Consider the following 14,642-nt stretch of genomic DNA (forward strand, 5'->3'; position numbering starts at 1 on the left):
ACGCTCTTAAAAATCATCCAACACCGCAATGGCGTCGGCTAATTTTTTCACGGTAAACACTTGCATTTGGTCAATTGCGTGTTTCGGTTTATTGGCAAATGGTACAATCGCACGGCGGAAACCGTGTTTTGCGGCTTCGCTGATCCGCTCTTGCCCACTGCTGACCGGGCGAATTTCCCCTGCTAGCCCTACTTCTCCAAACACCACCAAATCTTGCGGCAACGGGCGATTGCGAAAGCTGGAAATCAGCGCCAATAGTAACGCTAAATCCGCGCCTGTTTCAGCGACTTTCACGCCACCAACCACGTTAACAAACACGTCTTGATCCGACATTTGTAGATTGCCGTGACGGTGCAACACCGCCAGCAACAGCGCCAAGCGATTCTGTTCCAAACCGACAGCCACTCGCCGTGGGTTTGCCAACATCGAGTGATCGACTAACGCTTGAATTTCGACCAACAGCGGACGCGTCCCTTCCCACAGCACCATTACCGAGCTGCCCGACGTTTGCTCCTCACCACGACTTAAGAAAATCGCCGACGGGTTTTTCACTTCGCGCAAGCCTTGTTCGGTCATGGCAAACACGCCCAGTTCATTCACTGCACCAAAGCGGTTTTTATGACTACGCAAAGTGCGGTAGCGTGAATCGGCATCGCCCTCTAATAAAATCGAACAGTCGATACAGTGTTCCAACACTTTAGGCCCTGCCAACGTGCCGTCTTTGGTGACATGCCCCACCATTACGATCGCTACTTGGCGGGTTTTGGCATAGCGGGTTAAAAATGCCGCGCATTCGCGCACCTGCGCCACACTGCCCGGTGAAGATTGAATATCCGCCAAGTGCATCACTTGGATCGAGTCGATCACAATCACTTTCGGCTTTTCTTGATCGGCAATATTGCAAATCTGTTCTACTGAAGTTTCCGACAGCATTCGCAGTTTATCGCTCGGCAAACCTAGCCGATTAGCCCGCATCGCCACCTGTTGCAGCGACTCTTCGCCGGTGACATACAGTGTCGGCATCTGTTCCGCCAACGCACACATCACTTGTAATAACAACGTACTCTTGCCAGCGCCAGGGTGCCCGCCGATCAAAATCGCACTGCCCGGCACGATCCCGCCGCCTAATACCCGATCTAATTCGCTAAAGCGACTACTAAAACGTGGTGTTTCTTGCAAACTGATTTCAGATAGCGTTTGCACTTTTGAAGCCGTTTCACCGGCATAGCCACTGAAGCGATCGCCTTTCGACACATTGCTCACCAACCGCACTTCGCTAATAGTGTTCCACGCTTTACACGCGCTGCACTGCCCTTGCCAGCGGGCATAATCGGCACCGCAGTCATTGCAGACATAAGCTTTTTTCGGGGCTTTTGCCATGTTGTTATCCTTTTCGTCGGCTGCTTAACGCACAGTTAGTTTGATTAATGCCAGCTGGCGTTTAACGATGTTGCCACTGTACAGTAATTCGCTTAAGCGTTGCACACTGTCGTTTGACAAAGCCGACTGTTGTAACGTTTTCACTTTTTGCAATAAACGCTGGTTCAATTCGATAAACTCCTGCACCGAATCCTCATCTAAGCATATTTTTTGCGCCGATTGTAACGCCATTTGCGTGCGATACGCTTGCCACAACAACGTTTCGTGCTGCTGGTAATACGCATATAATTGTGCAAACGCCTGTAGCGCCGAATCTATTTGTTGTGGTTCGAATCGGCTCGCATCTAAGGTTTCGGCATAGTAATCATTTAAATTCTGCTCGTAGCTCAATAATTCGCCGAGAACCGCACTTTGAGCCGCGCAGTTTTCAAGTTGCTGCGTCAATTGCTGCCATTCAGTCTGCCAATCGAAGGTAACTGGCGGTAACACCCCGGCAAGCTGATAGCCACGTTTCGCTTTGCTAACGCCGCCAAGACGAATCCCGTCAGTTAGACTCAAATGCTCAACAAAAGTCAGCAAATCGTCAACCGAGCCGTGTTTCAGTTCAAATTCCACCTCGCAGATCGGCGCGCTGTTTTCATTGGCTTCAATTTCGCCTTGATCGAGCGCCACTTCAATATTCGCACCGTTGCCCAGCTCGATCACCCACGCCTGGCGCAAAAAATCGGTGCTGAAAATCGGGATCAGCTGCGTTTGTAATTGATCTAACGGGCGTATCAGCTGCAAATCGTCAAAGCGGCTCAAGCCCGCCAGTTGCGGAACCGCACTTGGCAGCTCGACATCATATTCCGGGCGCATATGTAGCCCGCCGATCACTTTGCCGTCGGTTTTCAGGGTAAGAATAAACTGCTCATTCAGCGTGCGCACCCGCAGCCCCATTCGTTGCGACGAAAAAAAGTAGTCCGCCGTGTCATAATAACAGTTGCCCAAGATTTGTTGAGAATGCGACAACACATTAAAACTCGCCATTTCCTTGCTTAAAAAAGCGGCAAATTCGTGATTAACCAGTAATTTCAGTTCTATTTCTGCGCTCATACATCGGCCTTATACTGTGTTTAAAATATGACAAATCGGTTACAATCTAGCAAAAAATGCTGCTATCTCAAATTAAAATCGTGAGTTATCCTGCGCTTTCGGGTATTATTGCGCAGCGAATTGATACTCAACACAACACGACTATTTTATCGTATATTGGAGTTAATGCTATGCCAATCAATAATATCTTGGGCTTATTTGCTCAATCCCCACTCAAACCCTTACAAAAGCACTCAAACAAAGTCAGCCAATGCTGCGATATTTTAGTGCCGTTTTTCGAAGCGACCTTTAATAACGACTGGGCGCTGGCAGAAGAATTAAGAAGAAAAATTTCCGAAGCCGAAAAAGAAGCCGATACTTTGAAACGTGAAATCCGCTTAAAGTTGCCGCGCGGCTTATTTATGCCGGTGGAACGCACTGATCTATTGGAGTTGGTGACCCAGCAAGATAAATTGGCAAACTATGCCAAAGACATTGCCGGACGCGTGATCGGGCGCAATCTGTGTATTCCGTCGGTATTACAAACTGAATTTTTGGAATACCTGAAACGCAGTCTAGACGCCACCCATCAAGCCTCACTAGTGATCGACGAAATGGACGAATTGCTGGAAACCGGCTTTAAAGGGCGAGAAGTGAATTTCGTCAACAAAATGATTAACGAGCTGGACTCGATCGAAGACGATACCGACAGTCAGCAAATTCAATTGCGCCGCCAGCTGCTGGCGATTGAAGATCAATACAAGCCGGTGGACGTGATCTTTTTATATAAAATTTTAGAATGGATTGGTGTGCTGGCGGATCAAGCACAACGTGTCGGCTCACGCATTGAATTAATGCTCGCTCGTTCTTAAACCATACTCAAAATAACGATAATAAGGGATCTTGTATGGAATTTATTGCACAATATGGCAACATCGTGGTGATCATCACCGCGATTGCCGGACTTTTAATGGCGTTCGGAATCGGCGCGAATGACGTCTCCAACGCAATGGGGACTTCCGTCGGTTCAGGCACTATTACCGTCAAACAAGCGATTTTAATTGCGATGGTATTTGAATTTGCCGGGGCTTATCTGGCAGGCGGCGAAGTGACCGAAACCATTAAAAGCGGCATTATTGATCCAACCTTGTTTGCTGCAGTGCCGGAAGTGTTAATTCTCGGCATGATGTCAGCGCTGTTTTCTGCCGGCGCATGGTTATTAATCGCTTCTTATATGGGCTGGCCGGTTTCTACCACCCACTCAATTATCGGCGCAATTATCGGCTTTGCTTGTGTCACCATCGGTCCGCACGCGGTGGATTGGAGTTCAGTGAAGGGAATTGTCGGCAGTTGGTTTGTCACTCCGATTATCTCCGGAATTGTTGCCTACACGATTTTCATCAGCACCCAGCGCCTGATTTTTGATACCGAAAACCCAATGGATAATGCCAAAAAATACGGTCCGTTCTACATGGGTTTAACCAGTTTTATCCTGAGCATCGTCACCATGACCAAAGGTTTAAAACACGTCGGTCTACACCTAAGCAGTATGCAAACCTTCTTGATTTCATTGTCGATCGCTGCCGTTTCAATTATTTTCTGCTATTTCTACTTCCGCAGCGACTCCTTTAAAAATCGAGTGCAAGGCGGCGCATTCGGCGGCGTAGAGAAAGTGTTCAGTATTTTGATGTTATTAACCGCCTGTTCTATGGCGTTTGCTCACGGTTCAAACGACGTTGCCAATGCTATCGGGCCGTTGTCGGCGGTGGTATCTATCGTCGAACATGGCGGCGTTATCGCCAGCAAAACCGCACTTGCCTGGTGGATCCTGCCGTTAGGCGCAATCGGGATTGTAATCGGCTTGGCAGTGATGGGCTATAAAGTGATGGGCACTATCGGCGGCGGGATCACCGATTTAACCCCAAGCCGCGGCTTTTCCGCCGAATTTGCCTGCGCGATCACCGTGGTGATCGCCTCCGGCACCGGCTTGCCGATTTCCACCACCCAAACCTTAGTCGGTGCGGTGTTGGGGGTCGGTTTCGCACGCGGTATCGCCGCATTGAATCTGAACGTGATCCGCAATATTTTCGCCTCTTGGGTGGTAACTTTGCCAGCCGGAGCGGTTTTTGCTATTATTTTCTACTATATCCTCAATGCCATCTTTCTATAACCGTTAACAACGATAAAGGGGCGGAGCAATCCCCCTTTATCATTTCCGGCGGCGTGAAGATAGCCACACATTTTCAATTAATCAAATCGGACAGAGCATGAAACATTTTTTTAAAGCCATAATCGTCGGCACAACATTCCTACTCGGCACGCAAGCAATCGCTGAAGTGCGATATGTCACTGAAGAATTAAGTACTTATCTTCGTCGTGGCGCAGGCGATGAATACCGCATTGCGGGTTCGATTAAAGCCGGTGAAAAAGTCACCGTATTAGCACAAAAAGATAAATACACCCAAATTCGCGACAGCCGCAATCGCGACGCTTGGATTTTAAGCAGTGAATTGTCAAAAGAGCCGAGCGCCAATGTGCAAATTCCGGCACTGAAAAACCAAATTCAGGAACTCAGCCTGAAATTGAACAAGATTGATGAAGAGTGGCAACAGCGGGTTTCCGAAATGCAGCGCCGCACCCGCCAATCGGAAGCGCAAAGCAGCCAATTATTGGAACAAAACACTCAATTAAAACGCCAACTGGAAACCAGCAACAACAAAAATAAAGAGTATGAAGCGTTATTAAGTGCTGAAAAACAAGAGATCATCATTCGCTGGTTTATCTACGGCGGCTCAGTCATGCTGGTCGGATTGATTTTGGGCTTAATTTTACCAAACATCATTCCACGCCGCCGTCGTCGCAATGACGGCTGGGCATAAGCAATTCGATGAACAGCACTGAACCGCACTTTTCAATTTATCTGGTCGGCGGCGCCGTCCGTGATCAACTGCTCAATTTGCCGGTCAAAGATCGCGATTGGGTGGTGGTCGGTGCCACGCTTCAGCAGTTATTAAAGTGCGGTTATCAACAAGTCGGACGTGATTTTCCGGTTTTTTTACACCCCGAAACCAAAGAAGAATATGCCCTCGCCCGCACCGAACGCAAGTGTGGTCACGGTTATCAGGGCTTTAATGTCGATTTCACCGCCGATATCACCCTCGAACAAGATCTGCTGCGCCGCGATTTAACGATTAACGCGGTTGCGCGTGACAGCGACGGCAAGCTGCATGATCCGTACGGCGGGATTGCCGATCTGCAACAGCGTTTATTACGCCACGTTTCACCGGCATTTTCCGAAGATCCGCTGCGTGTCTTGCGCGTCGCTCGCTTTCATGCGCGCTTTGCTCACCTCGGCTTCCGCGTTGCCGACGAAACCCTGCAATTAATGTGGCAAATCAGCCAAAGCGGCGAACTACAACACCTTAGCGCCGAACGGGTTTGGTTGGAAACCGAAAAAGCCTTAACCACTCGCTCGCCGCAGGTTTATTTCCAAACTTTAAGGGAATGCGGCGCACTCGCAGTGTTGTTTCCCGAAATCAACGCCCTATTCGGCGTGCCCAATCCAGCAAAATACCACCCTGAAATCGATAGCGGCATTCATACTCTCATGGTGCTGGAACAAGCGGCAAACTTCACGGTTGATAACGCGCAAAGTGCGGTTGCCGTACGCTTCGCCGCCCTTTGCCACGATCTCGGCAAAGCCCTTTCACCGAAAAACAATCTGCCACACCATTACGGACACGAAGAGCGTGGTGTTGCCCCGACCAAACAGCTGTGCCAACGCTTAAAAGTGCCGAATGCTTATCGCGACTTGGCAGTGCTAGCCTGCCGCTACCACACTCACATTCATCGTATTCAAGAAATGAAGCCGCAGACTATCGTGCGCTTGTTTGATTCATTAGATGCTTGGCGCAAGCCGGACAATTTGAAAAACCTCATCACCGTCTGCCTCGCCGACAGCCGTGGGCGTTTGGGCTTCGAGCAATGCGACTACCCGCAAGCCGAAATCGCCCTCGCCTACTACCAAAGTGCGGTCAGCGCCGACGTGCAACAAATCATCGCCGCCGGCTACCAACACCAACAAATCCGCGAACAACTCAGCCAACGCCGCATTGCGTTGGTGAAACAAAAGAAAGCCGAGTTAGTGGGTTGTGACGGTGGTTATTAGGTAGCATAGTAGGTTTTGATGGGCTGATAAAGCCCATCCTAGTTTTAAGAAAAGAAAATAATGGCGGATTAAGCGATTTTAACCGCTTTATACCGGCTTTGCGGTTGCATGATAAGATGACGGGCGGCGACGATTTGTAGCTCGTATTTGCCGCTCTGTTGAGTAATACTCATTACATCATTGACCGCATTGGCGGTGTGTTCGAATGCGTCTAAATCCGACATGCCGTTTAATAAGTTTGCCAAGAATACGCCGCTGGTTAAATCACCAACGCCCACCGGATCTTTGCCGACGAATTCGTGTAATGGGCGGCTGATGTGCCAGATGCCATCTTGAGTGGCAAGCAGCATTTCAAATTTTGTTGCGTCTTTGCCGACTTTGCTTAAGTGTTTAACTAGCACTTTTTTCACGCCTTTGGCTAACAGGAATTTAATCGCTTCCAATGCTTGCTCAAAATTCTCAACTGTTAAGCCGGTCAGTTCGCGCAATTCAACCAAGTTTGGTGCTAGTAAATTTGCCGCAGGTAGGGCGTGTTCAACCAAAAATTCCGCCACACCGGGCGCGACAATACAACCCTTATCCGGATGTCCCATCACCGGATCGCAGAAATAGATCGCATTCGGGTTCAACGCTTTAATCTGTTTCACGGTGTTTAAAATCTCTTGCCCTTGTTCGGCGGCGCCAATATAGCCTGACAATACTGCATCGCACTCATGCAGCGCATCAATTTCCGCAATGCCTTGGGTGATTTCGGCGATTTGCTCTTTCGGGATCACCATGCCTTTCCATTTTTGATATTGGGTATGATTGGAAAACTGCACGGTATTTAAAGGCCAAACATCAACGCCCAACAGCTGCATTGGCAACACCGCGGCTTTATTGCCAGCATAACCGTAAACCACATGGGATTGAATAGATAACACGTTTTTCATTGAATAAACCTTGCGAAAAGAGAAAATAAAACCGCACTTTCGGCTAAAAAGCAAAAAGTGCGGTAGAAAAAACAGATTAGCAGTAACCGTAATCCATTAAGCGCTGATAGCGACGCTCTAACAAGGCGTCTTGATCCAGAACGGATAAATCCTCTAAATCCAGCAGCAGGCGCTGTTTTAATTTTTCTGCCATTAAGCTTACATTGCGGTGTGCGCCGCCCAATGGTTCGTCGATAATATTGTCGATTAATTTAAGTTCTTTCAAACGCTTAGCGGTGATTCCCATCGCTTCGGCAGCAAGGGAGGCTTTGTCCGCACTTTTCCATAAAATCGAAGCACAGCCTTCAGGCGAAATCACCGAATAGGTGCTGTATTGCAACATATTCACTTTGTCGCCCACGCCGATTGCCAATGCGCCGCCTGAACCGCCTTCGCCGATTACGGTGCAGATCACCGGCACTTTCAGCGTCGACATTTCACGCAGGTTACGGGCAATGGCCTCTGATTGACCACGCTCTTCCGCGCCCACGCCAGGGTAAGCGCCCGGGGTGTCGATAAAGGTGATGATCGGCATATTAAAGCGTTCCGCCATTTGCATTAAACGCAAAGCTTTGCGGTAGCCTTCCGGCGCTGGCATCCCGAAATTACGTTTCACTTTGTCTTTGACGGTGCGTCCTTTTTGGTGCCCGATAATCATCACCGGTTTGCCGTCTAAACGTGCAATCCCGCCGACAATCGCTTTATCATCGGCAAAAGCACGATCGCCTGCCAGTTCTTCAAAATCGGTAAAAATCTGTTCGATATAGTCCAGCGTATAAGGGCGTTGCGGGTGGCGTGCCATTTTTGAGACTTGCCACGGGTCAAGGTTGGCAAAGGTTTTTTTGGTTAATTCTTCGCTTTTTTTGCGCAGACGCTTAATTTCATCGTCAAGATTGATTTTGTCATCTTGTTGAGTCACGGAACGCAAAGAGTCAATCTTGGCTTCCAGCTCGGCAATCGGCATTTCAAAATCTAAAAAATCGTGGCTCATGGTGTTTCCTAGTTTTATTTATCGTTCACAGACGTAGGCACTACGCCTTTACAATAGTAATATTTATCTGACTTATCTGCGTATTCTAAGCTATTTCTGTGCCAATGGCTAAATTTTATTTCGCAGCGTGATTACTCAAATTCTAATTCCACTTGATCTTGCCCGAGCATTTCGCTGAGCTGATCAAGCAAATTATCATGTGGCTGAATCCTCCACTGGGTTCCTAGTTTCAACAAGGCGCGTCCTTGCGGGCTTTGGTAATAAATATGCACCGGCATCACCCCGCCGCTGTACGGCTCGATAATAGTTTTAAATTGGCGCACAAAGTGCGGTGTGATTTGCTCTTGAGTTAGGCAAATCGCTAAGCTTTTGGCATAGCGGCTGCGCGCCTGATCAAGTGGCAGCAGCTCGCGCACATTCATTTTTAACCCGCCGCTAAAATCGTCGTGGCTCACTTGCCCGCTGATAATCACTATCTGATCTTTTTCCAGATATTCGCCGTAATTTTGCAGCGCATCGCTGAACAGGGTGGCGTCGATTTGTCCTGAGCGATCGTCAAGAGTGATAATACCTAAGCGATTGCCTTTTTTAGTAACCGCAATCCGAGAGTTGACAATTAAGCCGCACGCAGTACTGACTTGTCCGCGGAAATTCGGTTGCAACTCGTTAATGCGATGTGAGCTGTAGTGCGAAAGTTCTTTTAAATAGCGGCTGACCGGGTGGCTGCTGAGATACAAGCCCAGCGTTTCGCGTTCGCCGTCCAGAATCATTTTTTCCGACCATTTCGGGGTGTTCGCATACGCAATTTCCACCGCTTCCGGTGCTTCGGTCAGTACACCAAACATATCTACTTGTCCGATCGCTTCGTCTTTGGCGTGTTGATCGGAGGCTTTCAGCGCATCTTGCAAGTTTTTTGCCAATGCCGCACGATGCGGCCCTAACTTATCGAATGCGCCCGACATGATAAGGCTATCAAAAGTGCGGCGGTTGATTTTTTTCAGGTCAACACGGGCGCACAAATCAAATAGATCTTTAAAGCGCCCGCCTTGGTTGCGCGCTTCAATAATCGCACTGATCGGCCCTTCGCCCACGCCTTTGATTGCACCAATGCCGTAAACAATTTCGCCTTTTTCATTCACACTGAAACGGTGATTGCCGTTATTGATGTCCGGTGGGGTAACTGTCAGCCCCATGCGCAAACATTCGTCGTATAAGCCGACGATTTTATCAGTGTTGTCCATTTCCGAGGTCATCACCGCTGCCATAAATTCCGCAGGATAATGGGCTTTTAGCCACAGGGTTTGATAAGACACCAACGCATACGCCGCCGAGTGCGATTTGTTAAAACCATAACCCGCAAATTTTTCCACCAAGTCGAAAATTTTCATCGACAACTCGCCGTCAACGCCGTTTTTGATCGAGCCCTCTTCAAACACCGAGCGTTGTTTTGCCATTTCCTCGGGTTTCTTTTTCCCCATTGCACGGCGCAATAGATCCGCGCCACCCAGCGTGTAGCCTGCCAGCACCTGCGCAATTTGCATCACTTGTTCTTGATACAAAATAATGCCGTAGGTCGGCTCTAAAATCGGTTTGAGTGATGCGTGTTGATAGTCAGCATCAGGGTATGAGATCTCTTCCTTACCGTGTTTACGGCGGATAAAGTTATCCACCATGCCCGATTGCAGCGGACCGGGGCGAAACAGCGCCACCAATGCGATAATATCCTCGAAACAGTCGGGTTTCAGGCGTTTAATCAGATCTTTCATGCCGCGCGATTCCAGCTGGAACACCGCGGTGGTTTCCGCTTTCAGCAGCACGTCAAATGCCTTTTGATCGTCAAGTGGAATCCGGTCAATATTGACTAACGGCTGATTCTCTTTTTCCAGCCGCGCGTTGATCATATCCACCGCCCACTTGATGATCGTCAAGGTGCGCAGTCCCAAGAAGTCGAACTTCACCAAGCCTGCGTATTCCACATCATTTTTATCGAAATGGGTCACCGGGTGCAAACCTTCAGGGTCACAATATAACGGTGAAAAATCGGTAATTTGGGTGGGTGAAATCACCACGCCACCAGCGTGTTTGCCCGCATTGCGGGTAACACCTTCCAGCTGGCGCGCCATGTCGATCAGGGCTTTCACTTCTTCATCGCTGTTATAGATCTGATCGAGCATCGGCTCTTCTTCAAACGCTTTCGCCAGCGTCATGCCCGGTGTTGGCGGAATCAGTTTAGAAATGCGATCAACAAAACCATAAGGGTGGCTAAGTACCCTCCCGACATCACGGATCACCGCTTTTGCCGCCATGGTACCGAAAGTAATAATTTGCGACACCGCGCCACGTCCGTACATATCGGCAACGTGTTCGATCACCTGATCGCGCCCGTCCATGCAGAAATCGACATCGAAATCGGGCATCGACACTCGTTCGGGATTGAGGAAACGCTCAAACAGTAAATCAAATTCCAGCGGATCGAGATCGGTAATTTTCAGCGCATACGCAACCAATGAACCCGCGCCCGAACCACGCCCCGGTCCAACAGGAATGTCGTTATCTTTCGACCATTGGATAAACTCCATCACGATCAAGAAGTAACCCGGGAAGCCCATTTGGTTAATCACATCTAGTTCGATTTTCAAGCGTTCATCATATTCCGGGCGCCGCTGTTTGCGTACTTCTTCATCCGGAAAAAGAGTTAACAACCGCTCTTCCAGCCCCTCTTCCGAGCGCTTGACCAAGTAATCTTCGGTGCTGAGTTCGCCGGTCGGAAATTGTGGCAGAAAATATTCGCCCAAACGGATCGTCACATTACAGCGTTGCGCAATCAACACAGTGTTTTCCAATGCTTGCGGAATATCGTTGAACAGCTCGCACATTTCCTGTTCCGTACGGAAATATTGTTGCGCACTGTACAGTTGCGGACGTTTCGGATCGTCTAACGTAAAACTGTCGTGGATCGCCACTCGAATTTCATGGGCTTCAAAATCACTTTCTTTTAAAAAGCACACTTCATTAGTGGCCACCAGCGGCAGCTGTTGCTGTTTCGCCAGTTGTAGGGCGTGCTGAATATAGCTTTCTTCATCGCGTCGCCCGGTGCGGGTCAGCGTCAGGTAGTAGTGATTGCTGAAATAGCGCTGATAAAATTCAAGTGCGGTTTGCAGTTTGTCGGTTTGCTGTTTCAGCAAAAATTTACCGACATCGCCGTTGCGGCCGCCTGACAGAATAATCACGCCCTCACGGTGTTCGATCAGCCAGTCTTGCTCAATGATCGGCTTATCCATATAGCCACGTTGATAGGCTTTGGAAATCAGCAAGGTGATGTTTTTATAGCCTTCATTGTTTTTCGCCAGTAGCGTCAACGCAAACGGCTCGTCGCCATTTAGTTCGCTATGCACCAGCACATCAACGCCGATAATCGGTTTAATGCCGCTGGAGAGTGCCTCGCCGTAGAAACGCACCAAGCCGCAAAAATTACTGAAATCAGTCAGCGCCATCGCCACCATTTGTTCGCCGGCGGCTGCTTTGATCAACGGTTTGACTTTTGCCAAGCCGTCGATCATCGAGAAGTCGCTGTGCACCTGTAAGTGCACAAAACGGGGCGGAAGTGCGGTTTCTGCCGCTTGCTCGTTCGGATTTAATTCGGTCATCGGTTATTTAGATAAATAAGCGTTAAGATCATCGTTCTTTTTGGCTTTGCTTTCCGCCGCCGGACGTAGGTAGTCCTCTTTATTCGGATCAACTTTTTTGGCTTTTTGAATCATTTTTTCAATCGTCATGCCTTGCACCAAAATCGAGAACATCACCACCGCATAGGTCAACACCAAAATCACATCACGCACGTCCATGCCGGTGTCGCCGATCATTGCCGTTTGCGCCGGAATCGACAGCGCCATTGCCAGCGCCAATCCGCCGCGCAATCCGCCCCAGGTCATAATTTTTAGGGTATACGGATTATAGGTTCTAAAATGGCTGAATACCGTGTAAGGAATTAGCAGACTGATATAGCGAGCCGCCAAGCAAATTGGAATCGCCAGCAACATCAGAATAAAACTCTGCCAAGAGACATTGATTAGCAGTAACGCCAAACCGATTAACAGGAACAGCAGTGAGTTGAGGAAATGATCGATCATCTCCCAGAAGTGATCTAAATAGCGCTGGCTCTGCTCGGAAAAGCCTTTGGTGCGCGTCCAGTTGCCAACCATAATGCCGGAAACCACCATTGCTAACGCACCGGAAACGCCGATACTGTTGGCTAAAATAAAGCCCGCGGTCGGAATGGTCAGCGTCAGCAAAATTTCCATACTTCCGTCATCAGTTGACGAAATCAGTAAATGTGCAACAAAGCCCATTAAGAAACCAAACAGAATGCCGCCCACTGCTTCATGTACAAACAATTCCAAAATGCCGCCGACGGTCGGTTCAACGCCGCCGAATGCCACGGTAAAAATCGTGACGAACACCACCAAGCCGACGCCGTCATTGAACAACGATTCGCCCTCCACCTGCATTGACAGCCGTTTTGGCGCACGCAGATTTTTGATGATCGCCAGCACCGCAATTGGGTCAGTCGGCGAAATCAGCGAGCCGAACAGCACGCAGTATATAAAGTTAATCTGCAACCCGATCAATTGGGCGCACAGATAGATCAAACCACCGATTAAAAAGGTCGATGTGAGTGTTGAAAACAATGCAAATACGCTGATTTCCCACTTTTGATCTTTTAAAATCGGTAACTTAATTCCCAGCGCACCGGCAAATAATAAAAAGCCTAAAATCCCGTTCAGCAAGAAAGTTTTGAAGTCAATTTGCTGCATAATGCCGGAGGCGATATTTTCAATACTAAACCAACCTAATTTCCCGCTGATTAGCAAAAACAGCGACCCTACCATTGCCGCCGCACTAATGGCAATCGTTGACTGAATACGATGGCTGATTTTATGCGTGATAAAACCGATCAAAATAGAGAGGGTGGAAAGTAGGCAGATGTAGGTATAAATACCCATATAAAAACCTCTGGCAAATGGTTGGGCAAAATGAGAACTCAAAAGTAGTGCAAATTAAAACAATTCAGCCAACAGATGTAAAGTGTTATATTGTGCCGACCTGAGATTTTTCTTGAGCGTTTGAATGTGATGAAAACAGTGAAGCGAATTTTATTCGGATTAATCGTTAGCGCCGTGGCAATCGGCGGTTATTATCTATACCCGTTGACGATTTTTACTACGCCTAAAATCGAAACGCTGCATCTAGATCCAAAGGATTACCGCCAAGCCGCCACCGTCGGCGAAAATACGCTGTGCTATGACCGCACTTTCGTTGAGGATCAATCAAACGCTGTGCCGGAACAAGGCAAAGTGCGGTATAAACTGCTGGTTTGGAACTTGCATAAAGGCAACGATCCCGGCTGGCAGGCACAGTTGCGGCAATACGCCGACAAAGCGGATTTTGTGCTGCTGCAAGAAGCCACCGAGCAGAACCGCATCGCGGAAGTGTTGTCACAGCAGCATTGGTACGGCATTCACGCCGGTACATTTGCGTATGACGGAGATATGTCGGGCGTGATGCTGCTTTCGACACTGCAACCGCAGCGGTATTGCGTTGGCAGCGAAAACGAGCCGTGGATTCGGATTCCGAAAATTGCCGAAGCGGCGGTGTATCCGTTGGCGGCAGACCGCACTTTACTGGTGATCAATCTGCATTTGGTAAATTTTGAATGGAATCCGTCCAATTACCGTCAGCAACTAAGCGAAATGTTTCACTTAGTGGGGCAACATAATGGTCCGATTATTCTTGCCGGCGATTTCAACAGCTGGAGTGAACGGCGTTTAAATTTAATTCAGACACTGGCGCAACAATCGGGCTTAAACGAAGTGCGGTTCAGCCCTGATCAACGGATGACCTTTATCGGCAACCCTCTCGATCATATCTTTGTTCGAGATATCAAGCTACTCAACAGCTGGACGGAACAAACCAGCAGCTCGGACCATAATCCGTTGTTTATCGAGTTTGAGTTGGAGTAAAATCCACTCATCCATTTTATCAGCGATTAAGTCAATTC

At 48.6% G+C, this 14,642-nt stretch carries 11 protein-coding genes; 5 read left to right on the plus strand and 6 right to left on the minus strand.

Annotation, left to right across the window (positions count from 1 at the left end; translation table 11 throughout):
• Window positions 1-6: 6 nt before the first annotated feature.
• Both radA and ACUHGC_RS10090 read right to left on the minus strand, forming a co-directional pair.
• The gene (gene radA, locus ACUHGC_RS10085) at window positions 7-1,380 is read right to left on the minus strand and encodes a DNA repair protein RadA (RefSeq protein WP_446833188.1); all 1,374 of its coding nucleotides are present in this window, start codon (window positions 1,378-1,380) and stop codon (window positions 7-9) included.
• Between the two features lie 24 nt (window positions 1,381-1,404).
• Complete coding sequence (locus ACUHGC_RS10090) at window positions 1,405-2,475, minus strand: CYTH domain-containing protein (protein ID WP_446833189.1); 1,071 nt, start codon at window positions 2,473-2,475, stop codon at window positions 1,405-1,407.
• A gap of 170 nt (window positions 2,476-2,645) precedes the next feature.
• On the opposite strand from ACUHGC_RS10090, the gene ACUHGC_RS10095 reads away from it, so the two are divergent.
• The 4 genes from ACUHGC_RS10095 to ACUHGC_RS10110 all read left to right on the plus strand — a co-directional run bounded on the left by ACUHGC_RS10095 (window position 2,646) and on the right by ACUHGC_RS10110 (window position 6,622).
• The gene (locus ACUHGC_RS10095; protein WP_446833190.1) at window positions 2,646-3,326 is read left to right on the plus strand and encodes a TIGR00153 family protein; all 681 of its coding nucleotides are present in this window, start codon (window positions 2,646-2,648) and stop codon (window positions 3,324-3,326) included.
• A gap of 35 nt (window positions 3,327-3,361) precedes the next feature.
• Window positions 3,362-4,624: an inorganic phosphate transporter gene (locus ACUHGC_RS10100; protein WP_446833191.1), complete on the plus strand. Its 1,263-nt coding sequence runs from the start codon at window positions 3,362-3,364 to the stop codon at window positions 4,622-4,624.
• Between the two features lie 97 nt (window positions 4,625-4,721).
• Window positions 4,722-5,333: a TIGR04211 family SH3 domain-containing protein gene (locus tag ACUHGC_RS10105; RefSeq protein ID WP_446833192.1), complete on the plus strand. Its 612-nt coding sequence runs from the start codon at window positions 4,722-4,724 to the stop codon at window positions 5,331-5,333.
• 8 nt (window positions 5,334-5,341) lie between these two features.
• Window positions 5,342-6,622 carry a multifunctional CCA addition/repair protein gene (locus ACUHGC_RS10110; RefSeq protein ID WP_446833193.1) on the plus strand — a complete coding sequence of 427 codons (1,281 nt, stop codon included), beginning with the start codon at window positions 5,342-5,344 and terminating at the stop codon, window positions 6,620-6,622.
• A gap of 68 nt (window positions 6,623-6,690) precedes the next feature.
• On the opposite strand, the gene pdxY is transcribed toward ACUHGC_RS10110, so the two are convergent.
• The 4 genes from pdxY to ACUHGC_RS10130 all read right to left on the minus strand — a co-directional run bounded on the left by pdxY (window position 6,691) and on the right by ACUHGC_RS10130 (window position 13,587).
• Complete coding sequence (gene pdxY / locus ACUHGC_RS10115) at window positions 6,691-7,554, minus strand: pyridoxal kinase PdxY (protein WP_446833194.1); 864 nt, start codon at window positions 7,552-7,554, stop codon at window positions 6,691-6,693.
• A 76-nt stretch (window positions 7,555-7,630) separates the two neighbouring features.
• Entirely contained in the window at window positions 7,631-8,584 is a 954-nt protein-coding gene (gene accA, locus ACUHGC_RS10120) for an acetyl-CoA carboxylase carboxyl transferase subunit alpha (protein ID WP_446833195.1), read from the minus strand.
• Between the two features lie 131 nt (window positions 8,585-8,715).
• Complete coding sequence (dnaE, locus tag ACUHGC_RS10125; RefSeq protein WP_446833196.1) at window positions 8,716-12,231, minus strand: DNA polymerase III subunit alpha; 3,516 nt, start codon at window positions 12,229-12,231, stop codon at window positions 8,716-8,718.
• A gap of 3 nt (window positions 12,232-12,234) precedes the next feature.
• Window positions 12,235-13,587 (minus strand): cation:proton antiporter, encoded by a 1,353-nt coding sequence (locus tag ACUHGC_RS10130; protein WP_446833197.1) that lies wholly within the window; start codon window positions 13,585-13,587, stop codon window positions 12,235-12,237.
• Between the two features lie 129 nt (window positions 13,588-13,716).
• Here ACUHGC_RS10130 and ACUHGC_RS10135 point away from each other — a divergent pair, with 129 nt between their 5' ends.
• On the plus strand, window positions 13,717-14,604 hold the full coding sequence (locus ACUHGC_RS10135; protein WP_446833198.1) for an endonuclease/exonuclease/phosphatase family protein: 888 nt from the start codon (window positions 13,717-13,719) through the stop codon (window positions 14,602-14,604).
• The last annotated feature ends 38 nt before the right edge of the window (window positions 14,605-14,642 follow it).

The organism is Testudinibacter sp. P27/CKL/0425, assembly GCF_052931395.1.